The organism is Mesorhizobium sp. B1-1-6 (assembly GCF_006443035.1).
Lineage (GTDB): Bacteria > Pseudomonadota > Alphaproteobacteria > Rhizobiales > Rhizobiaceae > Mesorhizobium.
On sequence record NZ_VFWR01000011.1, the window covers coordinates 203,235 to 229,859 of the forward strand.

The following is a 26,625-nucleotide window of genomic DNA, read 5'->3' on the forward strand; positions in this document are numbered from 1 at the left end:
GGCAGAGAGGGTCGCATTCCATCTTCGCCTGCAAATGAAGCTTAACTCAGGCGGCCTCGACAAGCCGGATCAGCGTCTCGCCATAGTGGCGCTCGTCGACAACTGAAAATCCCGGTCCCGGCTCGAAAGGCGCCGCCGCTGCCTCCTCGACCACGCACAGCGCGCCGGGACGCAGCCAGCCGCCTTGCTTGGCCGACTTCAGCGCACGCTCGCCAAGACCCTTGCCGTAGGGTGGATCGGCGAAAACGAGGTCGAACGGCGCCAGCGTGCCGGCCTCGCCCAGAGCCGTTGCGTCGCGCCGAAATATCTTGGTGCGGCCGGTCAGGCCGAAGGCCTCGACATTGTCGCGGATCAGGCCGCGGCCTTCGGCCGACTCCTCGATGAAGACGCCATAGGACGCGCCGCGCGACAGCGCCTCGAGCCCGAGAGCGCCCGTGCCTGCGAACAGGTCGAGCACGCGCGCGCGCTGCAACCGATCGGCAAAGCGATGCGCCAGCACATTGAAAACAGCCTCGCGGGTGCGGTCTGTGGTGGGGCGGATGGCGCTGCCGCGGGGCGTCGCCAGCGGGCGCCCGCGAAACTCGCCGCCGACGATCCTCATTTCGCCCTTGGACCCTTGAAACCGCCGCGCGGCCGCTCGCCGCCGCCACCCGGACGTTCGCCACGCGGCTTGCCGAACGGCTTTGGGCCGCCCGGCTTGCCGCCGGGCTTGCTATAGGCCGGCTTGAAAGACGCCTTGCGGGCCTTGGCCTCAGCGGCTTTGGCAGCGTCCGCTTCCGCCCTGCCCTTGCCGATCGGGCGCGCGCCCGGCGCCATCCAGACATTGGCCTTGCGCTGGCCGGGCGGCTCGATCGGCCGCTGCTCGCGCTCGGATTTCTTGCCGCCTGGCTTGCCGCCAAAACCACCGCGCGGCTTGTCGCCGAAGCTACCGCGTTCGGGTCTCGGGCCGCGGTCGCCAAAGCTTTTTTCCGGCCTCGCGCCTCTGTCGGGGCTGGTCGACAGTTTGCCCAGGGCTTCATCACGGCTGCCTTCGCGGCGCTTGCGGTTCTTGATCAGGCCGCCCTCGCCGATCGGCCGGTGGTCACCCTCGCGCGAAAATCTCGGCCGCTCGGCCTCCTCGCGGCGCGGCTCGACCCGCCGCACCGGCAGGTTGGAAAACGGCTTTGTTATCTCCGCATCGAAATTGGCGCCGGATTCCTCTATCAGGCGTTCGCCGAGCTGATCGCGCAACACCTTGCCCTTGATCTCCAGCACATGGCCTTCGGGGAGTTCGTCGAGCTGGAACGGGCCGTAGGAGATGCGGATCAGCCGCGTCACGTCGAGGCCGAGCGCGCCGAGAATGTTCTTGACCTCGCGGTTTTTGCCCTCGCGCAAGCCGATCGTCAGCCAGGCGTTCGAGCCTTGCTCGCGATCGAGGCTCGCCTCGATGGCGCCATAGAAGACGCCGTCCACGGCAATGCCTTCGCGCAAACCCGCAAGCGCACTTTCCTCGACCTTGCCATGGACGCGCACCCGGTAACGGCGCAGCCAGCCGGTGGCCGGCAGTTCGAGCACGCGAGACAGGCCGCCATCATTGGTCAGCAGCAGCAGGCCTTCGGTGTTGATGTCGAGGCGGCCGATGGTCATCAGCCGGGGCAATTCAGCCGGCAGCACGTCGAAGACGGTCTTGCGGCCCTCGGGGTCGCGGTTGGTGGTCACGACACCGGCAGGCTTGTGGAACAGGAACAGCCGAGTGCGCTCGATCGGCGGGATCTCCATGCCGTCGAGATGGATGATGTCGCCCGGCATCACATTGAAAGCCGGCGAAGACAGAACCCGGCCGTTGACCTTGACGCGGCCGGCCGCGATCAACTCCTCGGCGTCACGGCGCGAGGCAAGCCCGGCGCGAGCCAGCCGCTTGGCGATCCGCTCGCCGGCTTCCTCGGGCGCCTCCGCAGGACGCGGACGGGACTTGAAACCGCCTTGCGGCCGGTCGGCAGCGAAATCGCGCTTCGGACGGTCTGCGAAATCGCGCTTCGGACGGTCAGAGAAGTCGGGCTTGGGCCGATCGGCAAAATCACGCTTAGGACGATCGAAGCGTCTTTCACCCGTCGCACCTTCAGCCGCCATTGGCCGCTCGCCGCGCGGTGCATACGGCTTGCGCGGGCCTTCGCGGTTTTCATAAGGCTTGCCTTGCGGACGCGGACCCTTGTTGAAGGGCCGCTCCGAGCGCCCGCCTTCGCCGCCTTCGCGCGGCTTATACTCACGCTTCTGGGGCCGTTCGCCATCGGCGGTCATTGGACGGTCGCCACGCGGCGCGTAGGGCTTGCGCGGCCCTTCGCGCTTCTCATAAGGTTTGCCTTGCGGACGCGGACCCTTGTTGAACGGCCGCTCCGAGCGCCCGCCCTCGCGCGGTTTGTACTCGCGCTTCTGGGGCCGTTCGCCATCGGCGGCCATCGGCCGCTCGCCGCGCGGCGCGTAGGGCTTGCGCGGCCCTTCGCGTTTTTCGAAGGGCTTGCCGCCGTCGCCACGCTTGGCAAACGGTTTCTTGGCGCCGAAGGCCGGCTTGCCGCCTTTGCCGGCATCGCGCCCACGCGCGCCCGCCGGTTTCGGACCGCTTTTGCCCGGACCCTTCTGGCGCGGAGATTTCTTGTCGTTGTCGTCCATGTGGCCTTTGTCCGTTTGCGCTGCTACAGCGTGGCGCATCCTTTCGGGCGCGCAACGAACGCTGTAGCATTTTTGATTTGGCGCATGATCATTTCCGAAAACCGTACCCGATTTTCGAGGTTATGCGCTCAATAACAGGATCACCGTCGAGTGGCGAGGAGATAATCGGAATGGAAACCCGCGTGAAGCGGCCCGATTTCATGGCGCTGGCGCTGGAGGAGGCGCAAGCGGCAGCCTCGCGCGGCGAAGTGCCGGTCGGCGCCGTCATCGCCAGCGCCGGCACGGTCATTGCCAGTGCCGGCAACCGCACCCGGGAGCTTGCCGATCCGACGGCCCATGCCGAGATGCTGGCCATCCGCGAAGCCTGCCGAAGGCTGTCGAGCGAGCGGCTCTCCGGACACGATCTCTATGTGACGCTGGAGCCTTGCGCCATGTGCGCCGGCGCCATCTCCTTCGCCAGGTTGCGCCGGCTCTACTTTGGCGCCGCGGACGAAAAGGGCGGCGCGGTGGTCAACGGCGTGCGCTTCTTCGCTTCGCCGACCTGCCATCACACGCCTGACATCTATGCGGGCATCGCGGAGGCCGAATCGGCCCTGCTGCTGAAGGATTTCTTTCGGGAACGCCGCGACTGAACGGGGTGCGATACCCGTCAGCAAAGCAAATGCGCCCCGCTTTTTACAGGGACGGCAGCCAGTCGAACCAGCCGCCCTTCTTGCCTTCCGCCTCTCTCTTCAGGCGGCGTTCCTTTTTGTACTCGTCTTCGCCGAGTTCGTTTTGCGGCGCCGTGCCGGATGCGACGCGATAGGCAAGGGGCGGCTCGCTCAGATATTTGCGGGTATTCGGATCGCCCTGCTTGCTTTCGGCAAGGCGGCGCTGGATATCGGCGGCGCGGCCCTTGTCGGAATCGGCAGGCGTCCAACGCGGCGGGTGACTCGATCCGGATTCCTCCATCGCCTTCTTCACCGAGGCGGGATCCGTCTGCACGTCGTCGACGATCTGCGACTGGTAGGACGGATCATCCTGGTGTGCGGTGGCGTCGGCGCGCAGGCGGGCACGGCGCTGCTCGGGCGATTCTGGCCATTCGGCGCTTGCGGTCTCGATGCTATCCTGTGGCGCCGGCAGCGCTTCCTTCTGACCAGGCGCCGGCTTCACCAGGGTCGGACGCGGCTTGTAATCGATGTGTTCCTTGCGCTTCGGCGCGAACGAAAAAGCGCCCGTGAGATCGCCGGCCAATTGTTCGCCGGCGGTCTTGTCGGTGCCGTAGGTCGGAGAACCGACACATCCGGACAGAGCGAGCCCCGATGCGACAAGCGGCGCCAACAGCGCGAGGCGCGCATTAAATCTCTCGGTCATGCCAAAAAGTCCCACTCTAGACAGCCTCTCGATCGCCGCCGGCCCCAAGGTCCGGTCCCCGTGTCCAAGCACTTGCGACGAAAATCCGGCGACAATTTGTCTTCCGGAGTTTCGCGTGTTTACCTCAACCACTCGTTAAGGGCAACGCGCGGACGGATTTGCACCGACCGGCGTGGCATTTGTGCACCGATATGCCTGGCCTTCAAAGCCGGCCGAGCGCCTTAAGCTCATGCAGCACGGCGGCGTCGCGCGCCGAGACATCGGGAAAGGCAGGATCCTGCCCGACATCGGCGGTGTAACGCCACGACCGCGCGCATTTGACCAGGCCGCGGTCCTCGGCTTTTTCGATCACCACGGCGATGCCCTTCACGTCTTCGAGCGTGAAGGCGCCTTGTTGCGCCTCGCCATGGGCGATGACGAGATCGCTGGTGATCGCCATTTCGGCCATGTCGACATCCGATATCGCGGCTTCGAGCGCCGCATCGTCGATGGTAACGACGGGAACCGCTTCCAGCGACGAGCCGATCACCTTCTGGGCACGCGCGATTTCCAGCGCACCGGTGACGACGCGGCGCACCTGCCGCACCTTACGCCATTTCTCCGCCAGCGCCTCGTTCTTCCAGTTTTCCGGGATCGCCGGGAACTGATCGAGATGCACCGAGACGGCATCGGGATGGCGGTCGAGCCAGGCCTCTTCCATGGTGAAGGGCAGCATCGGCGCCAGCCATCTTACCAGGCAGTCGAAAAGGTGGCGCACCACCTGCACCGAGGCCTTGCGCTTCGCGCTCGACGGCGCATCGCAGTAGAGCGCGTCCTTGCGAATATCGAAATAGAAGGCCGACAACTCGACCACCATGAAATCGAGGAGCGCACGGGTGATGCGCTTGAACTCGAAGGCATCGTAGCCCTGGCGCACCACCTCATCGAGTTCGGCGAGGCGATGCAGCATCAGCCGTTCCAGCTCCGGCATCCCTTCCAGCGGCACCTCCTCGCCATCGTCGTGGGCGAGCGTGCCCAGCATCCAGCGGATGGTGTTGCGCAGCTTGCGGTAGGCGTCGATGTTGGTTTGCAGCACGTTCTTGCCGAGGCGCTGGTCTTCCCAATAGTCGGTCGTCACCACCCACAGGCGCAGGATGTCCGCGCCGGACTGCTTGATCACGTCCTGCGGGACGACGGTGTTGCCGAGTGACTTCGACATCTTGCGGCCGTCCTCGTCCATGGTGAAACCATGGGTGACGACGGTGTCGTAAGGCGCCCTGCCCCTGGTGCCGCAGCTTTCGAGCAGTGAGGAGTGGAACCAGCCGCGATGCTGGTCGGAGCCTTCGAGATAAACGTCGGCCGGCCATTTGAGATCGGGACGATCCTCCAGCGTGAAAACGTGGGTCGAGCCTGAATCGAACCAGACGTCGAGGATGTCCGTCACCTGCTTCCATCTGGAGGCATCGTGATTGCCGAGGAAACGGTCCTTGGCACCGGCGGCGAACCAGGCATCGGCGCCTTCTTTCTCGAAAGCGTCCATGATGCGCTGGTTGACCGCCTCGTCCTGGAGCACATTGCCGTCGGCGTCGGCGAAGACCGCGATCGGCACGCCCCAGGCGCGCTGGCGCGACAGCACCCAGTCGGGCCGTTCCTCGATCATGGCGCGAATGCGGTTCTGCCCCGCCCCCGGCACGAAACGGGTGTCGTCGATCGCCTTCAGCGCACGGCTGCGCAGCGTCGTGCCGTCGCCGAGGTCCTTGTCCATGTAAACGAACCATTGCGGCGTGTTGCGGAAGATGACCGGTTTCTTCGACCGCCAGGAATGCGGATAGGAGTGTTTCAGCCGACCGCGCGCGAACAACGCGTTGCGCTTGATCAGCTCATCGATGACCGCTTGGTTGGCATTGCCCTTCTTGCCGTTGTCGTCAAGGACGCGCGCCGCGCCACCCTCACGATCCGGACCGAAGCCCGGCGCGTCCTTGGTGAAAAAGCCGGCATCGTCGACGGTGAACGGGATCGCGGTGTCGACGCCGCGCGCGCGCAGGTCCGGGGCCGCCTCCATCCAGGCGTCGAAATCCTCGCGACCATGGCCCGGCGCCGTGTGAACGAACCCGGTGCCCGCATCATCGGTGACATGGTCGCCGGCAAGCATGGGCACCGGAAACTCGTAACCGCCGCCAAGACCCTTGAAGGGATGCGAAAGCGTAAGACTTCCAAGCTCTTGCGCCGACACGCTGCGAAGACGATTCAAGGTGACTTTGGCCTTGACCGAAGCCTCTTCGGCCAGCGTATCGGCAAAGATCAGCTTTTCGCCCGGCTGCGGGCCGAAGGCGTTCTCGGCTGCCGTAACCTCGTAGAGACCGTAGTCGATGCGCGGCGAATAGTTGACGGCACGGTTGCCGGGGATCGTCCAAGGCGTCGTCGTCCAGATGATGACATGGGCCTGCAGCAGATCGAGAGCGCCCTCGGTCAGTGCGGCCTCTCCGTCAGCCACGGGGCGCACCAGACTGGCGACCGGGAACTTCGCCCAGATCGTATCCGACTCGTAGTCCTGGTATTCGATCTCGGCCTCGGCGAGCGCGGTGCGCTCGACGACACTCCACATCACCGGCTTGGAGCCGCGATAGAGCTGGCCCGACATGGCGAATTTCAACAGTTCGCCGGCGATACGCGCCTCGGCGTGGAAGGCCATGGTCGTATACGGGTTCTTGAAGTCGCCGATGACGCCAAGGCGCTGGAATTCCGCCCCCTGAACGCCGATCCAGTGAGCGGCGAAATCCCGGCATTCCTTGCGGAACTCGTTGACCGGCACCTCATCCTTGTTCTTGCCCTTGGCGCGGTACTGCTCCTCGATCTTCCATTCGATCGGCAGGCCGTGGCAGTCCCAGCCGGGCACGTAGTTGGCGTCGCGGCCGCGCATCTGGAAGGAGCGGTTGATGACGTCCTTGAGGATCTTGTTCAGCGCATGGCCGATATGGATGTTGCCGTTGGCATAAGGCGGGCCGTCATGCAGCACGTATTTCGGGCGACCGGCGGAGGCCTCGCGCAGCTTGCGGTAGAGATCCATCTCCTGCCAGCGCTTGACCAGCACCGGCTCCTTCTCGGGCAAACCGGCACGCATCGGGAAATCCGTCTGCGGCAGGTAAAGCGTCTTGGAATAGTCGATCGTTTCAGCTGTATCGGTCATTGGTCTGCCATTGTGGATTGCCCGGCGGCAAGGGAGCTCGGGCCTGAACTATCATGATCTGGAAAAAGCGCGAGGGGTCGCGCGCAAGATTCCCGGCGGCTCCGACAGCTCTCAGGCCGTCCGGAACACCGGGCTGGTAATTCGTATCGTAATCGCGACGGAACGCGAGACCACTGTCATGGCCGCGCTTTTAAACGAGGTGGGCCAGCTTGGAAAGCCCGAACTCCAAGGCACTCGCCTTGCCGCTTGTGCCAATTGCGCATATATGTTTGGGCAAATGGCACCGGAGGCGCGTCATGTCCAATCCGCATCGCAAGGTCCACGTGCCGGCTGCCAGACGGGCCGCCCGTAAGGAGAAGGTCGAGCGTGCGCAGGATGGCTTGGTCCGGGATGCCGCAACGGGGCAATTCCTGGTCAGCTTCACCAAGGTGGAAGAACTCCGCCACCGTGGGTTCAGCAATGACGAAATCTACAAGATCGTAGGATCGCGGCGCACTTTGGCGCGCAGGAAAGAACGCAATGAGAAACTGAGTATTGCCGAGTCCGATCGCGTCATGCGCATCGAGCGCATTTCCACAATGGCGGATCGTGTTTTCGGAGACCACGAAAAAGCGCAACGTTGGTTGCGCAAACGCAGCCGGGTGCTCAACGAAGCGCCTATCACGCTCCTGCAGTCGGAAACCGGTGCTTCCCTGGTGGAAGAGGAACTGCATCGCATCGATTATGGCATTTTCGCCTGACGATGCGTCTATGGCGTATCTCCAACTTCGCCGACCTGTCCGGCCGGGGCGGCATGCTTAGCTCCGGCCGTTGGAACATCAAGGGCACCGCCATTGTGTACTGCGCGGATCATCCCGCCACGGCGCTTCTTGAAATTCTCGTTCATGTCGACGTGGAAGATTTGCCGCCCACGTTCCAGCTCCTGGAAATCGAAGTGCCTGACGGCGTCTCCATTGCCGTCCCCGATTTGCCCGAGGGCTGGAAAGACAATCCGGCCAAGACACGCGAGATTGGCAGCGATTTTGTCAGTGCCGCCAGCCATCCAGTCATGGAAGTTCCTTGCGTGATCGTTCCCTTCGTCAGAAACTATATTCTCAATCCCGCCTTGCTGGAACGCGAAGGCATCGCCATCGTCGGCACCACAAGTCATCAGATCGATACGCGATTGCTGGAATAAGGCCGATACCGGCTACATCTTGAAATCGAAGCGATAGGTCGTCGATACGCCGATCATGAACTGGTTGCGGTCGCCGCGCTCCTTGACCAGGCTGGAATCGGCGGCCGGGCCTTCGAGGCGTGAATATTCCCCGAACAGGCTGGCGGTCATCGGGTCGGTCACCTTCCACGTCACCGCACCGCCAAGGCCGACCGATTTCAGGCCGCCGCCGGGATTATACTGGTTCAACCCCGAGGCCACGGCTTCCTGCGCGTCGACGCCGTAATAGGCGTCGAAATATTTGGCGGAGGCGAACGAGACGCGCGGCCCGCCAGAGATCCTGACGGTTGGCGTCACATCGTAGAAGGCGTCGGCGGCGATGTCGGCGACGAAGCCGTTATGGGCGCGGATGCCGTGCCGCAGCTCGGCACGCGCACGTATCCAGTCCGTCGGATAGAATTCGAAGAAGCCGCCCACCTCGCCGCCCCAGCGGACCGGATCGAGGCCCTTCAACTCGTCGGCATCGCCATCGTCGCGCGAGAACAGGAACTTGCCGGTCAGGCCGGCGCGAACGCCGCCGTCATCGACCAGCGCCAGCGAAATGTTGTCGTTGCGTGAGGTGAAGCGGGCCGCCGGGCCAGCCTTGCCCAAGGAGATGATCGGCGAGGCGCTGAGCAGGTACTTCTTGCCGCCCTCGAAATTAGGCGCCACCATGCCGGTGGCGCCGACCGTCAGATACCAATCGCCGGACAGCCAGCCGAAGGCGCCCTCGCCGGCATCGGCCGCACCCGAGGTAGCCAGCATGACGGTAGCCAAGGCTGCAGAAATTTTCCCGACCGGACTCATGACTACCCCATTAACACGATACGACTGTCTTTCGGTCACAGCTTTGAAGAGGCTTTGGTAAAATTTGATTTAAGGTCGAGACGTCCGGCTCGCATTGCTCACCATCCGGCCGCCGTCGGCTGGACGCGGGTCGGCACCAAGGGTAACTTCATTCCCTGCTGGCGGTCCTCGATGGAGGTGGCGACATGACCTTGCACGGCGATGCACTGAAGAACGCGATCGGACAGACGCGAGCAAAGTGGGGGTGGTTTGTTGGCCTGGGCGTGTTGCTGCTGATCCTCGGCGGCATTGCGTTCGGCAACCTCTTCATTGCCACGGTGGCTTCCGTCTATGTCGTGGGGTGGCTGATGCTGGTGGCCGGCATCATCGAGATCATGCATGCCTTCGGGGTCAAGACGTGGGGCCGCTTCTTCTACTGGCTGCTCAGCGGATTGCTCTACGCGGTCGCGGGCTTTTTCGCCTTCGACAACCCGCTGCTGGCCTCGGCGGTGCTGACCTTCCTGCTGGCCGTCGCGCTCGTCGCTTCCGGCGTGCTGCGCGCTTGGGTCGGCTACAGCCACCGGCCTGAGCGCGGCTGGGGCTGGATCGTCGCGGCCGGCGCCATCAGCGCGATCGCAGGATTGATCATAGCCATGGGCTGGCCGGTCAACAGCGTATGGGTGCTCGGCCTGTTCCTGGCAATCGACCTGATCTTCCAGGGCTGGACCTTCATCGCCGTCGGTCTGGCGCTGAAAAAGTAACGTCTGATTCGAGCATGATCTAACCCGAAAACCGGACCATGCTTCAAAAAGCCATGGCCGCGTCGAGTTGCGAAAGTGGCTTGACGCCGGCCAGCAGTGCTCTCGCCTCAGCCTCGTCGCGCTTCATCTGCGCGACCAGCGCATCAAGCCCGTCGAACTTCACCTCGCTGCGCAGGTAACCGAAGAACGACACCTGGCAGATCTCGCCATAGAGGTCACCGGAAAAATCGAAGACGAAGGTTTCCAGAAGCGGCGCGCCATCATCGTCGACGGTCGGACGGCGGCCAAAGCTGGCAACGCCATCATGCAGCCTTCCGTCGGCGCGGCGAAAGCGAACGGCATAGATGCCTTCCCTGAGGGTGGCCTCGGCGGGAAGCCTCATGTTGGCGGTCGGAAAGCCGAGCGTTCGCCCCAGTTTCTGGCCGCCCACGACTTCGCTCTCCACCGTGAAGCGATAGCCGAGCAGGCCGGCGGCCTCGGCCGCCGCGCCTTCGCAAAGCAAGGCGCGGATGCGGCTCGATGAAACCACCTCGGCGCTTTCGTCCCGAAATGCATCGACCAGCGTGACGCCGAAGCCATGGCGCTCGCCAGCCGCCATCAGATAGGCCGGCCCGCCCTGGCGGTCCTTGCCGAAATGGAAATCGAAGCCGGTCACGGCATGGGTGATGCCAAGCGTTCTCTCAAGCACGTCGGTCACGAAGGCTTCCGCCGATAGCGAGGCGAAGTCGCGCGTGAAAGGCTGTTCGACGAGCGCGGCAAAGCCCAGCAGCGACAGGAGCCGCGCCTTCATCGGCGGCGGCGTCAGCACGAACAGCGGTATCTCGGGCCTGAATATCTTTCGCGGGTGCGGTTCGAAAGTCAGCACCAGCGCCGGCACGCCACGCCGCCGCGCCTCCGCCAATGCCCGTTCGAGCACCGCCTGATGACCGCGATGGACACCGTCGAAATTGCCGATCGCGACAACGCCGCCGCGCAAATCGGCGGGCAGCGGAGCGGTTGCCGAAAGGTGCTGGAAAGCGTCCATCGCCATCTACCGCAGCCTGGGAATGACGGCCACTGGATGATAGCCGTGCCTGTCAAGAAACGCGGCGAGCCTTGCGGGATCCGGTTGCGATGCATCGCCATAGTCGCGGGCATGAATGCCGCCTGAGACATAGAGAACGTCGAAACCGTTGTCGGCGGCGCCCTTGATATCGGTCAGCATGCCGTCGCCGATGGCCAGCACCTGGCGGCGCTCGACCGGCCGGCCAAGGATCTCCGCCACCTCCCTCATCGCCACATCATAGACGGGCGCATAAGGCTTTCCGGCTATCAGCGTGCGACCGCCGAGCTGCGCGTAGTCGCGTGCCAGGGCGCCGGCGCACCAGATGATGCGTTCGCCGCGCTCGACCATGATATCCGGGTTGGCGCAGATGAAAGGCAGGTTCCTGGCGCGCAACCGCCGCAGCAGCTCCGCATAATCTTCGGGCTTCTCCACTTCGTCATCGAACAGGCCGGTGCAGACGACGCCGGATGCCTCGAACTCCTCGACGAGATCGACGTCGAGCCCGTCATAGAGGGTCAAGTCTCGCTCGGCGCCGACATGGAAGATCTTTCGCGGGCCTTCCACGATCAGGTCGCGGGTCACGTCGCCCGAGGTGACCACGCGGTCGTAGGCCGATGGGGGAACGCCGATGACGTTCATCTGGGCCACGACGTCGGCGCTGCGGCGCGGCGAATTGGTGATCAGGACGACGGGAATGCCGGCCGTACGGGCTGCCGTCAGCGCCGACGCAGCCGCGGGAAAATGCCTTTCGCCATTGTGCACCACGCCCCAGACATCGCAGAGAATGGCCGAATAGTTCTTCGACACGTCTTCGAGCGAACCGATGATGTCAGGCGAGGCCGCCATGCCGTATCCTTCAGTCATGATCGTTGCGGTGCCGCAGCCGACGGTTCGCCGCAGCCGGTTGGAATTATCCGAACCGGCCCAGCCTGTCACCAGCTTTCGCCCGCCTGTACCGGCATCCGCCACCGTTCACTGGTTGGTTAACGAGCTTTGAAAATGCAGCCTGACCTTGGATATATTCCAGAAACCTGAAATTTAACGATTTATGACACCGTCCCCACTGACTATCGATTTGGCGGGGCAGCTGTGACAATGATCCGAAGATTCGGACGCGACCGGCGTGGCAATTATGCGCTGATGACCGTGCTCGCCATGGTGCCGCTGATGGGCGCCGTGGCGATCGCCGTCGACTATACGGAAATGGTGGGCCAAAGGCAAAACGCCTTGAACGCCTTGGACGCGGCCGGCTTCGCCACGGCCCAGCAGATCGTTGCCGGCGCCAGCGACGCCGACGCCGTGGCCTATGCCAAGAATTTCTTCGAAGCCAATCTCGCGCATATCGATCCGGCCAACACCACGCTGGCCGTGACGCTGCCCAACAACAACACAGGCGGCGGGACGCTGAAGCTCTGCGCGACCTTGGTCTACAAACCCTATTTCGAGCCGACGGCTAAACTACTGCTGGGCGGCAGCGCCGGCAGCACCGATATCGGCTTCAGCACCTGCTCCGAAGTGCGCCTGAAGAACACGCTGGAAGTGTCGCTGGTGCTTGATAATTCCGGTTCGATGAAGGAGCTCGGCAAAGGCTCGAACAAGGTGCGGTTCGACCTTCTCAAGAGCGCCGCCAAGCAGTTGGTCGACCAGTTGGCCGGCCAGGCCCAGCAGATGAGACAGGTCACCAAGCCGGTCCAGTTCAGCCTCGTTCCCTTTGCCGCCTCGGTGAATGTCGGTGCGGGCAACGCTTCGGCGGCGTGGATGGACACGACCGGCATATCGCCTATCCATCATGAGAATTTCGACTGGACGACCATGAGTTCGTCCTTTTCGTCCACCAAATACGCGCAGAAGATTGCCGGCATCTGGTACGCGAAAGGCACCGGCTGGGACGCGAGCCAGAAAGACCAGCCGCTGACCCGGTTCTCGATCTACAAACAGATGAAACGCATTTCAGCGTGCAGTCTCAAGAATTGGGACGGTACTTGTGCATCGAACGCGACCTTCACCTATGCGCCGGTCGCGAGTTGGGGTGGCTGCGTCGAGTCGCGTCCATATCCATACAATATCCAGGACACAGCTGCATCGACAACACTGCCTGCAACGCTTTTCGTGCCGATGTTCGCGCCCGACGAAACCGACCGCGTCGATAGCTCTTCAAGGCCAGCCAATAACAATTGGGATGTCGACGCCCCAGTGAGTTCAACCGCGTCCGATGCCGCACGCCAGCGCTACATGCCAAAATATTTCGACTGGGTGAACAAGGTCACGCCGGCCTACGGCATGGACGCGGGGCCGAACACAAGCTGCAGCACGACGGCAATTACGCCACTGACCGATGTTTCCACGACAGCCGGCGCAACTTTGATCAAAAACGCCATCGATGCCATGGCCGACGACGGCGCCACCAACGTGCCGGAAGGCATGGCCTGGGGCTGGCGGACCCTTTCCAGCACGGCACCCTTCACCGAGGGCCGGCCCGAAACGGAAAGAGGCAACGACAAAGTACTGATCGTGCTGACCGACGGCGCCAACACCTACTACACGCCGACCTCGGTGACGGCGCAGACCTACTCTGGAACCAATTGGAGTTCTGGCGGTAACGACCTGGCTGGCAGCAAGGCGATCTATTCGGCTCTCGGTTACGTCGTCCCCTACAGCAACGGCTACAGCTATGGCCGCATGTTCTTGGGGACCAGCGCCAATGTCGCGAAGGACGATTATTCCAACGCCAACTACACCAAAGCGATGAACGAGCATTTCACCGCCCTGTGTAACAACGCCAAGGCCGCCGGGGTCATGGTCATGACCATCGCGCTTGATCTGGACGCCACCAAGACAGCGGAGAAAACGCAGATGGATGCGCTGAAGGCCTGTTCTTCGGATTCCCGCTTCAGCAAGGACAAGACCGATCCGAGCAAGCCGATGAAGCTGTTCTGGAATTCGACGGGCGCAACGCTGTCCGACGATTTCAAGGCGATCGGCAACGAGCTGTCCAACCTGCGCATCGTCAGCTGATCCGACGAATTCCACGTCGACGCCCTGCATCCGGCGGGGTGTCGTTTTTTGGAGGCACCGGGGGGCCGCTCCAGATTGGTTAGTGCTTGGTGAAGCGCGAACCAAGCAATCGAGCGGTTTCCCAAACCCGTCCTTCAGCGTTTTGTGGAAAGCTGGCATCGAACGAGAATCCGCCGGCGGGGGCCGCTGCAAGACATGCGTGAAATCTGGCATCAATTCCGCCGCGACAGGCGCGGCAACTATGCTCTCGTGACGGCCTTCGCGATGGTCCCGCTGATGGGCGGGCTGGCGCTCGCGGTCGACTTCACGGAAATGAACCGCGAAAAGCAGACGGTGTTGAACGCGCTCGACGCCGCCAACTTCGCCACGGCGCGCCGCGTGACGGAAGGCGCCACCGACGACCAGCTGAGGGCCTATGCGCTCGACTTCTTCAATGCCAATCTGAACGATGTCGATCCCGCCAACACGACGCTCAACCTCACTTTGCCCAGCAACGCCGCTGGCGGCGGAACAATGAAGCTTTGCGGCACCTTGACCTATAATCCTTACTTCCTGCCGACGGCGAAGATACTGCTCGGCGGCACCGGCGCCACCAATATCGGCTTCACCGCGTGCTCGGAGGTGCGGCTGAAGAACACGCTCGAAGTAGCGCTGGTGCTCGACAATTCCGGATCGATGGTCACGCCCGGAACCGGCTCGGGGCAGAAGCGCATCGATCTCCTCAAGACCGCGGCGAAGCAGTTGGTCGACACGCTTGCCCAACAGGCCGCGATGATCAAGCAGGTCGACAAGCCGGTGCAGTTCGGCCTCGTACCCTTTGCCGCCTCGGTCAATGTCGGTCCTGGCAATGGCAATGCGTCCTGGATGGACACCGAGGGCCTGTCACCGGTGTCGAACGAGAATTTCGACTGGTCGACGCTGAACGCCGCCAACAAATACGCCCAGCAGACCAACGTCATCTGGTACAAACGCGGCACCGGCTGGGGCGACGAGGAAGGCCAGATGCTGACCCGGTTTTCGCTCTACCGCGACATGAAGGTCGTCACCAGCCATGAGCGTGTTAAAAACAGCAAGCACGTTGTTTGTGCTGAATACAACTGGAACAATACCTGCAAGCGCAGTTACGACGCATACGACTATGTCGATTCCTACGGTCCGTTCGCCAGCTGGCAAGGCTGTGTCGAAGCCCGGCCCTACCCCTACAATGTCAACGACGCCCCGCCGTCCGGCGGCTCGGCCAACACCGGGATAGGCGTGGGCGATCCGGCGACGATGTTCGTGCCGATGTTCGCCCCGGATGAACCCGGCAATCACTGGAAGATCACCCAGGATCCCAACGAAGCCGCACCAAAGACCTACGGCGCCATCAACAGCTGGTGGAACGACGATCCTTCGAGCAGCAGCGGCCAAGCCCGGCTGCGCAACATGACCAAATATTTCCAGCCGCGGCCGATCGATGCGCCGGTATTGCCCGCAGGCAACGGCCCGAACTACAGTTGCACCACCAACCCGATCACGCCGCTGACCGACGTCAGCGTCGCCGATGGGCTCGCCACGATCAAAGCCGCGATCGACCTGATGCAGCCGGATGGCGGCACCAATGTTCCCGAGGGCATGGGCTGGGGCTGGCGGGTGGTCTCGAGCGGCGAGCCGTTCACGCAGGGGCGCCCGGAAACAGAAAAAGGCAACGACAAGGTGGTGATCGTGCTGACCGACGGCGCCAACACCTATTACACGCCGTCTTCGCTCAGCTATTCCGACCCCGCCGATTCGAAGTCGACCTACGCGTCCTACGGCTATCTCAAGCCCGGCTATGCCGGCACCTCGGTCGGGCGCCTGTTCATGGGCACATCGAGCGCCATCGGCCAGTTCGACTATTCGAACGGCAATTACACCAGCGCGCTCAACGAGCAGATGACGACGCTTTGCAACAACGCCAAGGCGGCCAACATCATGGTGATGACAGTGGCTCTCGACCTGTCCACGACCAAGACCACCGACAAGAACGCCATCGATGCGCTGAAATCATGCTCGTCGGTCTCGCGCTTCCGCAAGGACCCGGCGGACCCGAGCAAACCCGCCAAGCTGTTCTGGAATGCGACGGGCGCCAGCCTGTCCAACGATTTCAAGGAAATCGGCAACGAATTGTCGAACCTGCGCGTGGTCGGTTAACCGAACTCTGGCGCAACGCCCGACGCCGCCAAGCCCTTGTGGGCGCCTGCCGCAACGGGCACATAATGGCTGCACGCTGGATCGCATCCATCGCGGCACGCCTGGGGACGAACAATGCCCGATACCGCCAACCACCTCGCCTTCGCGCTGGTCTGCCTGGGCATGGTGCTGACGCCGGGTCCAAACATGATCTACCTGATCTCGCGCTCCCTGTCGCAAGGGCCGAAGGCCGGGTTGATCTCGCTTGGCGGGGTCGCCGTCGGTTTTCTCTTCTATGTGCTGTCGGCGGCATTCGGAATCACGGCGCTGCTGCTGGCCGTACCCTTCGCCTATGACGCGCTGCGCTTTGCCGGCGTGCTCTATCTCCTGTGGCTGGCCTGGCAGGCCGTGAAGCCGGGCGGACGCTCGCCATTCCAGGTGCGCGACCTGCCGAAAGACGGGCCGCGCAAGCTGTTCGCCATGGGCCTGATGACCAATCTGCTCAATCCGAAGGTGGCGGTGCTCTATTTGTCGCTGCTGCCGCAATTCATCAGCATTGGCAAAGGCCATGTCCTGTCTCAGCTTCTTGTGCTCGGCGCGACGCAGATTTCGATCAGCCTGACCGTGAATGCCATCATCGCGGTGATGGCCGGCTCGATCGCCGCGTTTCTCGCCGGGCGGCCTTTGTGGCTGGTCATCCAGCGCTGGATGATGGGAGGGGTGCTGACGGCGCTGGCGCTGAAGATGGCGACCGACGCACAGCGCTGAGCCCAGCGGCGGCCCCGGCGTTGGTCTACATCGGCCGTCTTGTCTGCTGCGTCCGCTCCGGTTCCACCACCTTGCGGTAGAGGTGCCAGGTGGCATGGCCAAGGATGGGCATAACGACCGCGAGCCCGGCAAACAGCGGGATCGAACCGATCACCAGCAGCACCGCGACCGTCAGGCCCCAAAGAGCCATCTGCAGCGGATTTGCCATCACCGCCCGCGCCGAGGTTTCTATGGCCGAAACGGCGCCGACGTCACGGTCGAGCAGCAGCGGGAAGGCGACGACAGTGGTGGCCAACACGATCACGGCGAAAACGAAGCCGGCGGCGTTGCCGAGAAGGATCAACGTCCAGCCTTTGCTGGTCGTCAGCACGTCGCGGACAAAGGCGCCGATCGAAGCCGGCGGCTGGTCGCCGAACAGACTGGTGTAGATCGACTGCGCGGTGAACAGCCACAACAGGAACAGCACGAACAGCATGATGCCGATGACCGCGATCGAAGGCACCGCCGGCGAGTGGCGGACATCGAGGGCATGTCGCCAGTTGGTGTTCATGCCGAGCTCGCGCCGGCGGCTGATCTCGTAGAGGCCGAGCGCGGCGAAAGGGCCGACAAGGGCGAAACCCGACATCAAGGGATAGACGAGCTGAATGGCGTTGGAGCCAGACGTCCACTGCGTCAGGATCAGGCCGACGATGGGATAGATCAGGCACAGGAAAACGTAGTGAGACGGTTTTGCCCAGAAATCCTCGGCACCGAGCCGCAGCGCATCCCAGAGGTCCGATGTGGTGATGTGGCGCACCGTGGGCTGCACATGCATACCACGCGCGTCCGCCATGACATGAAAGCTGGCCATAAGCTTCCTCCCGTTGTCGGGGGCGGTCACCACCGTGATGGCCGCCCGTAGCTGCCACTAGTAGATGTAACAGCATACCCGATTTGCCAGGGGCTGTCGCCAAATCGATGGTTCCAGACAGGCTATCACGGGATTGTCATCGCTGCCCGGCAGAAGCCGCGCGATCTTCGGCATCGGATTTCCCGGACGATGGGCCATTCGAAGCTGGATGGCCAAACGCAACGTTTGAAGACTACGCGGTGCGATCAGCGAAGGCCAAGGCATCAATTTCCTCGACAGTTTCTTCGGCTTGCCCGTCAAAAGCCATGATCGCGACTATGCAGGCAGGAATGAACACTGTCATCGACCTCCCTCCAGAACCGCGCCGGACAAGGCGCTCCTTGCTGATCGGCCTTGCGGCCATTGCCGGGCTTGCCGCCTGCACCACCGTTTCCGTGCCCACCGGTGAGGGCGCAGGTGTCTCTTCCTCCGCCACGGCCACCCTGGCCAACTTGCGCGCTGCGGCCGGGCGGACTCCGCTGACCGCGGACACCCAGCTCGAACAGGCGGCGTTGCAGCAGGCCGGCTACATGGCGTCGCGGACGCGCATGAGTCACACCACCGGCTGGGGCAAGGATTTCGCCTCGCGCATGAAGGACAATGGTGTGCACGGCGCTGCGGCCGAGAACATCGCCGAAGGCCGCTTCGACCAGCAGAAACTGTTCGATATCTGGATGCATTCGACCGGCCACCGGCGCAACATACTCGACCCGGACTTCAGTCGTTTCGGGCTTGCCTATGTCCGCGACGGCCGCGACCCCGGCCTCCGCTACTGGGCCCTGGTGCTCGGAAGGTAGCAAAGCCATCGCCGGCAGCGGCATCGCCGGCAGCGGACAGCCGTCGGCGAATATCAATCCATATGTGCCGCCGGCGCGCCGCCAGCCGGCGCCGTCTTCGGCTTGCGCAGCAGGATCACGAACGGAATGGCGGCCAGCGTCATTATCATCAGGATTTTGAAGTCGTTGACGTAAGAGATCATCATCGCCTGGATGTTCACCATCCTGTCGACCTGGGACAATGCCATCTGGTCGCCGCCGGCCGCCGCCGGCGAAACCGCCCACAGATTGGGGTTGAACGGATTGATAAAGGTGGAAAGCTCGGCGTGATTTATCTGTGTGTTGCGCACCATGAGCACCGTCACGACCGATACGCCGATGGACGAGCCGAGGTTGCGCACAAGGCTGAACAAAGCCGTGGCATCGGTGCGGAAGCGCACGTCAAGCGTGGCGAAGGCCACCGTCGACAGCGGCACGAATACCATTCCCATTCCCAGGCCCTGGATGATGCCGGAAGTGATGATCAGCCAGTTGTCCATCTGGGGCGAGAAGCCGGCCATCGTGTAGAGCGACTGCGCGGTCAGGAGGAAGCCGATGACGACGAGGATTCTGGCGTCGACCTTGCTCATGAGCCGGCCGACGACGAGCATCGAGATCATCGTCCCCACGCCGCGCGGCCCGATCACGATGCCGATGGTGATGGTCGGATAGCCGAAGATGGTCGACAGCATCGGCGGCAGCAGCGACATGCTCGCCAGGATGAGCACGCCCATGACGAAGATGAACGCCAGCCCGGTCACGAAATTGCGGTCGAGGAAGATCTTGGGGTCGATGAAGGGATGCTCCGCGGTCATCGTGTGGATGATGAACACCCAGAAGCCGGTTATCGAAAGGCCAAGCTCGATCCAGATCTCGACCGACGAGAACCAGTCGACCTCGCCACCACGATCGAGCAGCAGCTGCAGAGCGCCGACGCCGAGCGATATCATGGCGAAGCCGAAGAAATCGAAGCTTCGCACCCGCCGCGCAATGGCCGGCAGATAAGCGGCCATGCCGAGGAAGGCGACGATGCCGACCGGCAGGTTGATAAAGAACACCCAGCGCCAGCTGAAATTCTCGGTCAGCCAGCCACCAAGCGTGGGACCCAGAATCGGCCCCAGCATAATGCCGGCGCCCCAGATGGCCATTGCCTGGCCGTGGCGTTCCTTCGGGTTGATGTCGAGCAGGAAGGTCTGCGACAGGGGCACGATCGCGGCGCCGAACACGCCTTGCATGAGCCGGAACAACACAATGGTTTCAAGGCTCCAGGCCAGGCCGCACAGCATCGAGAAGATGGTGAAGCCGACCACCGCCGTCAGGAACAGTTCCTTGCGGCCGAAACGGTCCGCAAGCCAGCCGGTGACCGGCGTCATGATCGCCGCCGCCACGATGTAGGAGGTCAGCACCCAGTTGATGTTGTCGGGCGAGGCGCCGAGATCGCCGGTCATGGTCGGTAGCGCGACGTTGGCGATCGTGGTGTCGAGCGCCTGCATGATCGTCGCCAGCATGAGCGCAACCGTGATCAGGCCACGATGCGGCACTTCTTTGAAAGGTTCTGGCGTGCTCATGATGCGGAACTTCCAGCCGGTAACAAAAACGTGTACACAGGGTTTCCGGGCGGCAAAGCCTTCCGTTGAGAGACCCTCATCGCGGTGGGACGCGATTATCGATGTGGGGGTTACATCGACCGAAAGTCTCGATTGAGCGGATGCCTGCCGCCCGGAAACATGAGGACCGACGGGTCCGTGTCGAAGATTTCAGCTTTCGATCAAGCCGCGATGCGGTTTGCCCCGAAGGCTGACCCTTTAACTCCTCCCATCAGACCAATCCCCCTGCTCAGTGCGTCCACCCGCATGATCCCCGCGGGCTTCCGCTGATTTACTTCGCGACCTCGCCAGCCGTGGCGTGGCCGAAAATGCCAGGCAGGCCGCGCGCCACGCCCGTGTCGACGGTAACGGCCGCGCTCATGCCTGTGCGCAGCATCATCTTGGCGTCGGGATCGCTCAGCTCCAGACGGACCGGAATACGCTGGGTGACCTTGACCCAGTTGCCGGTAGCGTTCTGGGCGGGCAGCAGCGAGAAGTCCGCGCCGGTGCCGGCGCCGATGGCCTTGACGGTCGCTTCGAAGGTCCTGCCCGGATAGGTGTCGACCACGATTTCGGCCTTCTGGCCCGGCTTCATATTGGTCAGCTGCGTTTCCTTGAAATTGGCGTCGATCCAGGTATCGCCGGTCTCGACCAGCGAAAACAGCGGCGTGCCGGAGCCGACATACTGGCCGACCTTGAAGGAAGCAGCCTGGTAGACGACGCCATCGGCGGGCGCCTTCACGGTGGTCTGCGCCAGGTCGTAGGCAGCCTTGTCGCGCGCGGCGAGCGCCGACATCACGGTCGGATGTTTGTCGGTCTCGATATCGGGATTGCCGCCAAGCGCCGCCTTGGCGCTGACGATACCCTGTTCGGCGACGGCAAGCTGCTGCTTTGCCTTATCGAGATCGTTCCTGGCCTCATCGAGCGAAGACTTGGCGTTGATGCCTTTCTGGGCGAGATCGGCGGCACGGTCGTATTGCGACTGGGCATAGGCAACTTCGCTGCTGGCGGATTTCTCCTGCGCCATGGCCTGGCTGTAGGCGGCACGCAGCTGCTCGACGTTGAGCCGCGCCGCTGCCACCGCCGCGTCGGCCTGCGCAAGTGCGATCCGGTAAGGCTCGGGGTCAATGGCGAAGAGAAGATCGCCTTGCTTCACCCTCTGATTGTCCGAGATGGCGACCTGAACGATGCGGCCCGCCGTATCCGAGGCGATCGATACCTTGGCCTGCTGCAGGTTGGCGTTCTCCGTCTCCTGGTAGCGCCCCCCAGTGACCCAGACATAGCCGCCACCAATGACCAACGCCGCCGGCAGGGCGAACATCAACAAGAAGCGGCCGAGACGGCGCTTCTTCTTTGGCGCCGGCGCCGGCTCTGCCGGAGGTGTCATTGTAACAGGGGCCGCGGCCGGCTGCTGCGGCGCTTCCATTTCCACTTTGGCGGCGTTTTCGTCGACCTTGGCTACCGCGTTCATGCTGCTGCGCCTTCCGTATTCTTGACCTTGTCGCAGGACGGTGAATCGCCATCCGCGAGATTCTGTGCCATCGCATCCAATGCCCTGATCAGGACGCGGCGATCGTCCGGCGAAACGCCGGTCAGCGACTCCTCATAGACTTCGCCGGCGAGGCTCTTGACCTCCGCATACGCGGCACTTGCCTTGGGAGTTGGGAAGATCATGCGCACGCGGCGGTCGGCGGCGTCGGAGCGGCGCTCGATCCAGCCGCCCTCCTCCATCCGGTCAACCAGCCGCGAGACGCTGATCGGCTCGATTTCAAGCAGTTCGGCAAGCCGCGCCTGCGAAACGCCCGCTTCCTTGGCGACGCGAACCATCAGGCGCCATTGCGCCGAGGACAGGCCAAGGCCGCTGGCGCGCGCTTCGAAGCGCTTTCGCATCAGCCGCTGCACGTCGTGGATCAAAAATCCCAATCTGTCTACGCCTTCGGAAACCATGAGTGGCATATATAATAAGCGTGCTTATCATTCAAGTCCGGCATTGTTCCAGAAGCCGGCAAACGTGCATGGCAGCCGTGCAGCACAATCATGGCTGCGTCCGATGATTTTCGGCTGCCACTACACCCATCACAAGCGGTTACGGATCAGCATGGTGACAACGAAGAAGGCGCCGAGCGAGCTGGTGATGATGCCGATCGGCAGTTCCTGCGGCGGCAGCAATGTGCGTGCCAGAAGGTCGCTTGCCAGCAACAGCACCGCCCCGAACAGCGCGCAACTTACGATCAGGCGCAGATGCAGCGGACCAGCCAGCGGCCGCGACAGATGCGGGATCATGAGGCCGACGAAGCCGATGACGCCGGCGACCGAAACCAGGATCGCGGTCGAAAACGCGGCGACCAGAAACGTCGCCCGTCGCATTCGCGCCACCGGCACGCCAAGACTTTCGGCGGCATTTTCGCCGGCCAGGAAAGCGTCCAGCCGGCGATGATTCCACAGCCCGTACGCCGCAATCGTGCCGGCCCCAAGCGCACCCAGCCAGATATTGTCCCACCGCGCCAGGCCGAGCCCGCCCATCGTCCAGAACAGCACCGAATGGGCGGCGCGCTGGTCACCGGCAAAGACCAGGTAATTGGTCGGTGCGGTGAACATGAAGGAGACCGCAAGTCCGGCGAGGATCAGCCGTTCGGGGCCTTGTCCCCTCACCCGCGCAACCAGCAAAAGCACAACGCAAGCCGCCAGAATACCGCCGGTGAACGCGGCGATCGGTAGCGTCCAGATCCCGAAACTGTCGCCGAAGACGGTGATGACGGAGACAGCGCCGGCGGCGGCTCCCGACGAGAGACCGAACAGGAACGGATCGGCAAGATCGTTGCGCGTCACTGTCTGCAACAGCGCGCCGACCACGCCCAGGCCGCCGCCGAGACAGATGGCCAGGATGGTGCGCGGCAATCTGAGGTCGACGACGATCCTGCCGACCGGGCCGGACACGTCATGCCCCTTCAATCCGATCGCATGGCCAAGTGCTGCAACGACGTCGCCCAGCGGGATCATCGTCGAACCATAGGCGATCGATAGCAGCGCGAGCGCGGCCATAGCCAACGCGGCCGCCATCATGGCCAATACGAATGCCTTGTGCCGCAAAGTCATCTTCCCGGTTAAAATGCTTCCGGATGCATCGCCCTGGCGATCTTGCCGATCGCTTCGATGTTGGCCGGTCCGGGTGTCAGTTCGGCATAGCGAAGCGCCACGAAGCGTTCGTTCTTGACCGCGTCTGTCTCCTTCATTGCCGGATGCGCTTTCAGGAAATCGAGCAGCTTCCGGTAGCCGCCGCCATCCTGATAGTCGAGCAGGATGAGGAATTGCGGATTGCGCGAGGCCACCGTCTCCCAATCCGTGTTGCCCCAGCTGGTGTCCATGTCGGCCATGATGTTGTCGCCGCCTGCCGCGGAAATCATGGCGTTGGGAATGGCGAACTTGCCTGATGTGAACGGCTTGTCCTCGCCGGAATCATAGAGGAAGACGCGCGTTCCCCTGCGGTCGCCGACCTTGGCCGTGATTTCGGCGAGCTGCGCCTTCCAGCCGGAGACGAGCTTATCCGCTTCGGCCTCCTTGCCGAAGATCTTGCCCAGCTTCTCGACATCGCCATAGAGCAGGTCCATCGAAGCGGCAGGCCGGTTCTTGTCGAGATGGACGCAGCTTTCCGTCAGCACCAGGGTCTTGATGCCGTGTGGCGCCAGCGTATCGGGCGTCACCTCGCCGCCCGGCTTCATGCCGTAATACCAGCCGGCGAAGAAGAAGTCGGGCTCGACAGCGACCAGGTTTTCCAGCGTCGGATATTTGGGCGCCAGTTCGGGGATCGAGCTCTGTTCGGCCTTGAATTCGGGAGTGACCTTGTACCATCCAGTGATGCCGGTCAGGCCGACGATCGACGGCTGCAGCTTCAGTGCGAAGGCCATCTCGGCCATGTTGAGATCGTGAATGACGGCGCGCTTTGGAGGTGCGTCGAAGGTCAGCGGCTTGCCGCAGCTGTCGACCGTCACCGGAAAGGCGAAGGCCGTAGAGCCGAGCAGGGAGAAGGCAAGAGACATGGCAAGGCGTTTCACGGATGTTGCTCCTTGTTGAACAGGATCTGCCGGAAATGGCTTCGATCACGAAGATGGCGCGGCACGGTTCGGAACCTCGAACACCGTCAGCTCGCGGTCCTCCGTCGGGTGGCGCAACCTAAAGACGTCGATACCGAAGATCTCGCGGATCAGCTGCTGGGTGAGTGCTTCCCGTGGCGGCGCCAGCACATGCAACCGGCCATGGCTCATCACCGCGACCCTGGTGGCGAAAGGCGTCACCAGTGCCAGATCGTGCAGCACCGCGATCACGGTCATGCCGAGGCCTGCAACCAGTTCGAGCAACTCGCTGCGCGCCCGCGGGTCGAGATGGTTGGTCGGCTCGTCGAGGAATAGGATCTTCGGCTCCTGCGCGATGGCGCGGGCAAGCTGGGCGCGCTGGCGCTCGCCGCCCGACAGCGAACCGATGGTGCGGCCAAGCAGCGGCAACAGCCCGGTCCGGCGCAGCGCCTCGACGACAATGTCGCGTTCCTCGCTCCTGTGCCTGCGGCCGGTATGCGGAACCCGGCCGAGCTCGACATAATCGATCACCGCCAGCCGTGGATCCGGTTGATCGGTCTGGCCGACGACGGCGATGTGCAGCGCCCGCTCGGCGGTCGAAATCCTGTCCAGCAGGCGCCCGGTGAGCTTCACTTCGCCCGAACTCGGCCGCAGCATGCCCGACAGCATGCGCAGCAATGTCGTCTTGCCGGCGCCGTTGGGACCGATGATGGCGAGACGGTCGCCCGCCGCCACCGAAAGGCTGACCGGATACACCAGATGCAGGCCATCCGCCGCTGCGGCCAGGTCGCGGGCATCGAGAAGCGGCGCGGTCATGGGCAATTCCTTGCAGGGCCTGCCGGAATACGGGCCAGCGTCTTGCCTGCCAATCCTGCCGGACGCTGGCCTGAATTCACCTCGGTGGCGATATCGCGGCAAAGCGTGCACACGATGATGCGATGCATGGGAATGCAGTGAATGCGATCGATGGAACCGTCCAACTTCCGTCACTTTCAAAAATGGCGACGGAAGGAAGCTGGCTTGAACCGGTCGACAAGACCGAACCCCGCGTCTCCTCCCGGCACACCCCGTCCGGTCAACTCATGCAGATGGCAGGTCTCCTGGCTCGCGGGTCGTTGCGCCATCCTGCCTTCCCAGCCTTGCCGGCCAGTGGCTTCTCGGATTTTGCTCGCCGCTTACAGTTGCGGGGGCAGCCATGGCTTCGACCCGAAAATCGGGCCTCACCATGTTCCCTTTTCACCCCTCGCCTTGCGGCGCGGGGACCATCACGAGTCGCAGCCTAGGATGCAGGCAGCGTCGAGGCAAGGTCGATGCATGTTCTGTTATAACGATACAAACGTGTGGTCAATCACTATCGCGCGCCACCAGTTCCAGCGGCCAGACCTCGCGAATGATCTCTGGCCCTTTCGCGCCGGCGAAAGCCGGGAGCGAGGCGAGCAGGATTTCGCCGAGCCGCCGCCCCATCGGGTCAAGGCTCGGACGAAAGCCGGTCAGCGCCGGCGAGAAATAACGGCAGAGCGGCGTGTCGACGATGACGATCACCGCGACATCCTGCCCGGGCTTGATCCCCATTTCGGCGAGCGCTTTGCAGCCGCCGAGCGCCATCGAGTCGTTGTTGAAGATAATCGCGGTCGGCGGATCCTTCGACCGCATGACTTGCGGTGTCACCGCGTAGCCACCGGCTTCGTTGATAAAACCGTCCACAATCAGGCCGGGATCGACTTCGATGCCGTGCCGCCGCAGCGCCTTGCAATAACCCTCCAGAAACAGATAACCGAAATTCAGGTCAAGCGACGGCCGGATGGCGGCGATGCGGCGGTGGCCACGCGCAACCAGCCGGTCGACCGCATCGGCGCCCGCCTTCTCGAAATCCAGATCCAGAGAGGGATAGCTGTCGTCGCCGGACCGGCTTCGGCCGAGCGTCGCGAAGGGAAAGCCGGCCTTGCTCAGATAGTCGATGCGATCGTCCTCGCGCCGCGTCCAGGCCAGTACGACGGCATCGGCACGACGCGTCTCGACGACGCGGCGCAGCCGCTCCTGTTGATAATCCGCCGGCGCGCCCATGACGATGATCAGGTCCAGCCCGCACTCGGCCAATGTCGCTTGCAGTCCGGTGAGGAACGGAATGAAGAACGGCTCGCCATACTGCTGGTCGCCCGGATGCGGCTGCAGCATGAAAGCCACGGCATGGGTGGTGCCGCGGCGTAGGTTCCTGCCCGAGTGGTTCGGTGAATAATTGAGCTTCCGGGCCGCCTCGAGCACGCGCTGGCGTGTCTCGGCGTTCACGTCGGCGCGCCCGTTAAGCGCGCGCGAGACTGTACCGATCGAAATGTTCAGGTGCCGCGCAAGATCGTGAATGCTGGACGCCAAGACCTCCCC

At 63.2% G+C, this 26,625-nt stretch carries 23 protein-coding genes and 1 riboswitch; of the genes, 8 read left to right on the forward strand and 15 right to left on the reverse strand.

Translation table 11 applies throughout. The annotated features are described in order from the left end of the window. Nucleotides 1-46: 46 nt before the first annotated feature. Nucleotides 47-601 (reverse strand): 16S rRNA (guanine(966)-N(2))-methyltransferase RsmD, encoded by a 555-nt coding sequence (rsmD, locus tag FJ979_RS22505; RefSeq protein WP_140583794.1) that lies wholly within the window; start codon nt 599-601, stop codon nt 47-49. Then, entirely contained in the window at nt 598-2,646 is a 2,049-nt protein-coding gene (locus FJ979_RS22510) for a pseudouridine synthase (protein ID WP_140583795.1), read from the reverse strand. The genes rsmD and FJ979_RS22510 overlap by 4 nt, the downstream gene beginning before the upstream one ends. Before the next feature lie 182 nt (nt 2,647-2,828). Here FJ979_RS22510 and FJ979_RS22515 point away from each other — a divergent pair, with 182 nt between their 5' ends. Next, complete coding sequence (locus FJ979_RS22515; RefSeq protein WP_140495017.1) at nt 2,829-3,278, forward strand: nucleoside deaminase; 450 nt, start codon at nt 2,829-2,831, stop codon at nt 3,276-3,278. A 43-nt stretch (nt 3,279-3,321) separates the two neighbouring features. Here FJ979_RS22515 and FJ979_RS22520 read toward each other — a convergent pair whose 3' ends face one another. After that, entirely contained in the window at nt 3,322-3,999 is a 678-nt protein-coding gene (locus tag FJ979_RS22520) for a hypothetical protein (RefSeq protein WP_140494227.1), read from the reverse strand. Nucleotides 4,000-4,201: 202 nt separating this feature from the next. Then, complete coding sequence (gene ileS, locus FJ979_RS22525; RefSeq protein WP_140583797.1) at nt 4,202-7,165, reverse strand: isoleucine--tRNA ligase; 2,964 nt, start codon at nt 7,163-7,165, stop codon at nt 4,202-4,204. A gap of 296 nt (nt 7,166-7,461) precedes the next feature. On the opposite strand from ileS, the gene FJ979_RS22530 reads away from it, so the two are divergent. Together FJ979_RS22530 and FJ979_RS22535 are read left to right on the forward strand one after the other, a co-directional pair. Further along, entirely contained in the window at nt 7,462-7,905 is a 444-nt protein-coding gene (locus FJ979_RS22530; protein ID WP_140494231.1) for an antitoxin Xre/MbcA/ParS toxin-binding domain-containing protein, read from the forward strand. 2 nt (nt 7,906-7,907) lie between these two features. Continuing rightward, nucleotides 7,908-8,342, forward strand: coding sequence for an RES family NAD+ phosphorylase (locus FJ979_RS22535; RefSeq protein ID WP_140583798.1), 435 nt, complete (start codon nt 7,908-7,910; stop codon nt 8,340-8,342). Between the two features lie 12 nt (nt 8,343-8,354). Here FJ979_RS22535 and FJ979_RS22540 read toward each other — a convergent pair whose 3' ends face one another. After that, complete coding sequence (locus FJ979_RS22540) at nt 8,355-9,125, reverse strand: MipA/OmpV family protein (RefSeq protein ID WP_224519163.1); 771 nt, start codon at nt 9,123-9,125, stop codon at nt 8,355-8,357. A gap of 227 nt (nt 9,126-9,352) precedes the next feature. Here FJ979_RS22540 and FJ979_RS22545 point away from each other — a divergent pair, with 227 nt between their 5' ends. Further along, nucleotides 9,353-9,907 carry an HdeD family acid-resistance protein gene (locus FJ979_RS22545; RefSeq protein WP_140494237.1) on the forward strand — a complete coding sequence of 185 codons (555 nt, stop codon included), beginning with the start codon at nt 9,353-9,355 and terminating at the stop codon, nt 9,905-9,907. 43 nt (nt 9,908-9,950) lie between these two features. On the opposite strand, the gene FJ979_RS22550 is transcribed toward FJ979_RS22545, so the two are convergent. After that, on the reverse strand, nt 9,951-10,931 hold the full coding sequence (locus FJ979_RS22550) for a bifunctional riboflavin kinase/FAD synthetase (RefSeq protein WP_140583827.1): 981 nt from the start codon (nt 10,929-10,931) through the stop codon (nt 9,951-9,953). Nucleotides 10,932-10,937: 6 nt separating this feature from the next. Beyond that, the gene (locus FJ979_RS22555; RefSeq protein ID WP_140583829.1) at nt 10,938-11,798 is read right to left on the reverse strand and encodes a TIGR01459 family HAD-type hydrolase; all 861 of its coding nucleotides are present in this window, start codon (nt 11,796-11,798) and stop codon (nt 10,938-10,940) included. Nucleotides 11,799-12,047: 249 nt separating this feature from the next. Here FJ979_RS22555 and FJ979_RS22560 point away from each other — a divergent pair, with 249 nt between their 5' ends. The 3 genes from FJ979_RS22560 to FJ979_RS22570 all read left to right on the forward strand — a co-directional run bounded on the left by FJ979_RS22560 (nt 12,048) and on the right by FJ979_RS22570 (nt 16,886). After that, nucleotides 12,048-13,967, forward strand: coding sequence for a pilus assembly protein (locus tag FJ979_RS22560; protein WP_140583800.1), 1,920 nt, complete (start codon nt 12,048-12,050; stop codon nt 13,965-13,967). Between the two features lie 195 nt (nt 13,968-14,162). After that, on the forward strand, nt 14,163-16,139 hold the full coding sequence (locus tag FJ979_RS22565; protein WP_181181812.1) for a TadE/TadG family type IV pilus assembly protein: 1,977 nt from the start codon (nt 14,163-14,165) through the stop codon (nt 16,137-16,139). 114 nt (nt 16,140-16,253) lie between these two features. After that, on the forward strand, nt 16,254-16,886 hold the full coding sequence (locus FJ979_RS22570; protein WP_140583801.1) for a LysE family translocator: 633 nt from the start codon (nt 16,254-16,256) through the stop codon (nt 16,884-16,886). 25 nt (nt 16,887-16,911) lie between these two features. On the opposite strand, the gene FJ979_RS22575 is transcribed toward FJ979_RS22570, so the two are convergent. After that, nucleotides 16,912-17,736, reverse strand: coding sequence for a DUF2189 domain-containing protein (locus FJ979_RS22575; protein WP_140515546.1), 825 nt, complete (start codon nt 17,734-17,736; stop codon nt 16,912-16,914). A gap of 329 nt (nt 17,737-18,065) precedes the next feature. Between FJ979_RS22575 and FJ979_RS22580 the strand changes: the two genes are divergently transcribed. Continuing rightward, entirely contained in the window at nt 18,066-18,572 is a 507-nt protein-coding gene (locus tag FJ979_RS22580; protein ID WP_140515544.1) for a CAP domain-containing protein, read from the forward strand. Nucleotides 18,573-18,625: 53 nt separating this feature from the next. Here the strand turns inward: FJ979_RS22580 and FJ979_RS22585 are convergent, their stop codons facing one another. From FJ979_RS22585 to FJ979_RS22615, 7 genes are all read right to left on the reverse strand, one after another. Further along, on the reverse strand, nt 18,626-20,158 hold the full coding sequence (locus FJ979_RS22585; RefSeq protein ID WP_140494247.1) for a DHA2 family efflux MFS transporter permease subunit: 1,533 nt from the start codon (nt 20,156-20,158) through the stop codon (nt 18,626-18,628). Nucleotides 20,159-20,468: 310 nt separating this feature from the next. Further along, nucleotides 20,469-21,647: an HlyD family secretion protein gene (locus tag FJ979_RS22590; RefSeq protein WP_140557111.1), complete on the reverse strand. Its 1,179-nt coding sequence runs from the start codon at nt 21,645-21,647 to the stop codon at nt 20,469-20,471. Next, on the reverse strand, nt 21,644-22,123 hold the full coding sequence (locus FJ979_RS22595) for a MarR family winged helix-turn-helix transcriptional regulator (protein ID WP_140495025.1): 480 nt from the start codon (nt 22,121-22,123) through the stop codon (nt 21,644-21,646). The genes FJ979_RS22590 and FJ979_RS22595 overlap by 4 nt, the downstream gene beginning before the upstream one ends. Before the next feature lie 129 nt (nt 22,124-22,252). Further along, a complete protein-coding gene (locus tag FJ979_RS22600; protein WP_181168493.1) occupies nt 22,253-23,272 on the reverse strand; it encodes an iron ABC transporter permease in 1,020 nt (339 codons plus the stop codon). An 8-nt stretch (nt 23,273-23,280) separates the two neighbouring features. Beyond that, complete coding sequence (locus tag FJ979_RS22605; protein ID WP_140583803.1) at nt 23,281-24,228, reverse strand: ABC transporter substrate-binding protein; 948 nt, start codon at nt 24,226-24,228, stop codon at nt 23,281-23,283. A 45-nt stretch (nt 24,229-24,273) separates the two neighbouring features. Then, complete coding sequence (locus FJ979_RS22610; protein ID WP_140583805.1) at nt 24,274-25,062, reverse strand: ABC transporter ATP-binding protein; 789 nt, start codon at nt 25,060-25,062, stop codon at nt 24,274-24,276. A gap of 256 nt (nt 25,063-25,318) precedes the next feature. After that, nucleotides 25,319-25,528: riboswitch (cobalamin riboswitch) on the reverse strand. Between the two features lie 62 nt (nt 25,529-25,590). Further along, entirely contained in the window at nt 25,591-26,616 is a 1,026-nt protein-coding gene (locus tag FJ979_RS22615) for a LacI family DNA-binding transcriptional regulator (protein ID WP_140494255.1), read from the reverse strand. Nucleotides 26,617-26,625: the final 9 nt, after the last annotated feature.

Coding starts and splice junctions, on each gene's coding strand:
- rsmD (WP_140583794.1), bottom strand. CDS start 601: ATGAGGATCGTCGGCGGCGAGTTTCGCGGGCGCCCGCTGGCGACGCCC.
- FJ979_RS22510 (WP_140583795.1), bottom strand. CDS start 2,646: ATGGACGACAACGACAAGAAATCTCCGCGCCAGAAGGGTCCGGGCAAA.
- FJ979_RS22520 (WP_140494227.1), bottom strand. CDS start 3,999: ATGACCGAGAGATTTAATGCGCGCCTCGCGCTGTTGGCGCCGCTTGTC.
- ileS (WP_140583797.1), bottom strand. CDS start 7,165: ATGACCGATACAGCTGAAACGATCGACTATTCCAAGACGCTTTACCTG.
- FJ979_RS22530 (WP_140494231.1), top strand. CDS start 7,462: ATGTCCAATCCGCATCGCAAGGTCCACGTGCCGGCTGCCAGACGGGCC.
- FJ979_RS22535 (WP_140583798.1), top strand. CDS start 7,908: ATGCGTCTATGGCGTATCTCCAACTTCGCCGACCTGTCCGGCCGGGGC.
- FJ979_RS22540 (WP_224519163.1), bottom strand. CDS start 9,125: ATGCTGGCTACCTCGGGTGCGGCCGATGCCGGCGAGGGCGCCTTCGGC.
- FJ979_RS22545 (WP_140494237.1), top strand. CDS start 9,353: ATGACCTTGCACGGCGATGCACTGAAGAACGCGATCGGACAGACGCGA.
- FJ979_RS22550 (WP_140583827.1), bottom strand. CDS start 10,931: ATGGACGCTTTCCAGCACCTTTCGGCAACCGCTCCGCTGCCCGCCGAT.
- FJ979_RS22555 (WP_140583829.1), bottom strand. CDS start 11,798: ATGGCGGCCTCGCCTGACATCATCGGTTCGCTCGAAGACGTGTCGAAG.
- FJ979_RS22560 (WP_140583800.1), top strand. CDS start 12,048: ATGATCCGAAGATTCGGACGCGACCGGCGTGGCAATTATGCGCTGATG.
- FJ979_RS22565 (WP_181181812.1), top strand. CDS start 14,163: ATGCGTGAAATCTGGCATCAATTCCGCCGCGACAGGCGCGGCAACTAT.
- FJ979_RS22570 (WP_140583801.1), top strand. CDS start 16,254: ATGCCCGATACCGCCAACCACCTCGCCTTCGCGCTGGTCTGCCTGGGC.
- FJ979_RS22575 (WP_140515546.1), bottom strand. CDS start 17,736: ATGGCCAGCTTTCATGTCATGGCGGACGCGCGTGGTATGCATGTGCAG.
- FJ979_RS22580 (WP_140515544.1), top strand. CDS start 18,066: ATGAACACTGTCATCGACCTCCCTCCAGAACCGCGCCGGACAAGGCGC.
- FJ979_RS22585 (WP_140494247.1), bottom strand. CDS start 20,158: ATGAGCACGCCAGAACCTTTCAAAGAAGTGCCGCATCGTGGCCTGATC.
- FJ979_RS22590 (WP_140557111.1), bottom strand. CDS start 21,647: ATGAACGCGGTAGCCAAGGTCGACGAAAACGCCGCCAAAGTGGAAATG.
- FJ979_RS22595 (WP_140495025.1), bottom strand. CDS start 22,123: ATGGTTTCCGAAGGCGTAGACAGATTGGGATTTTTGATCCACGACGTG.
- FJ979_RS22600 (WP_181168493.1), bottom strand. CDS start 23,272: ATGACTTTGCGGCACAAGGCATTCGTATTGGCCATGATGGCGGCCGCG.
- FJ979_RS22610 (WP_140583805.1), bottom strand. CDS start 25,062: ATGACCGCGCCGCTTCTCGATGCCCGCGACCTGGCCGCAGCGGCGGAT.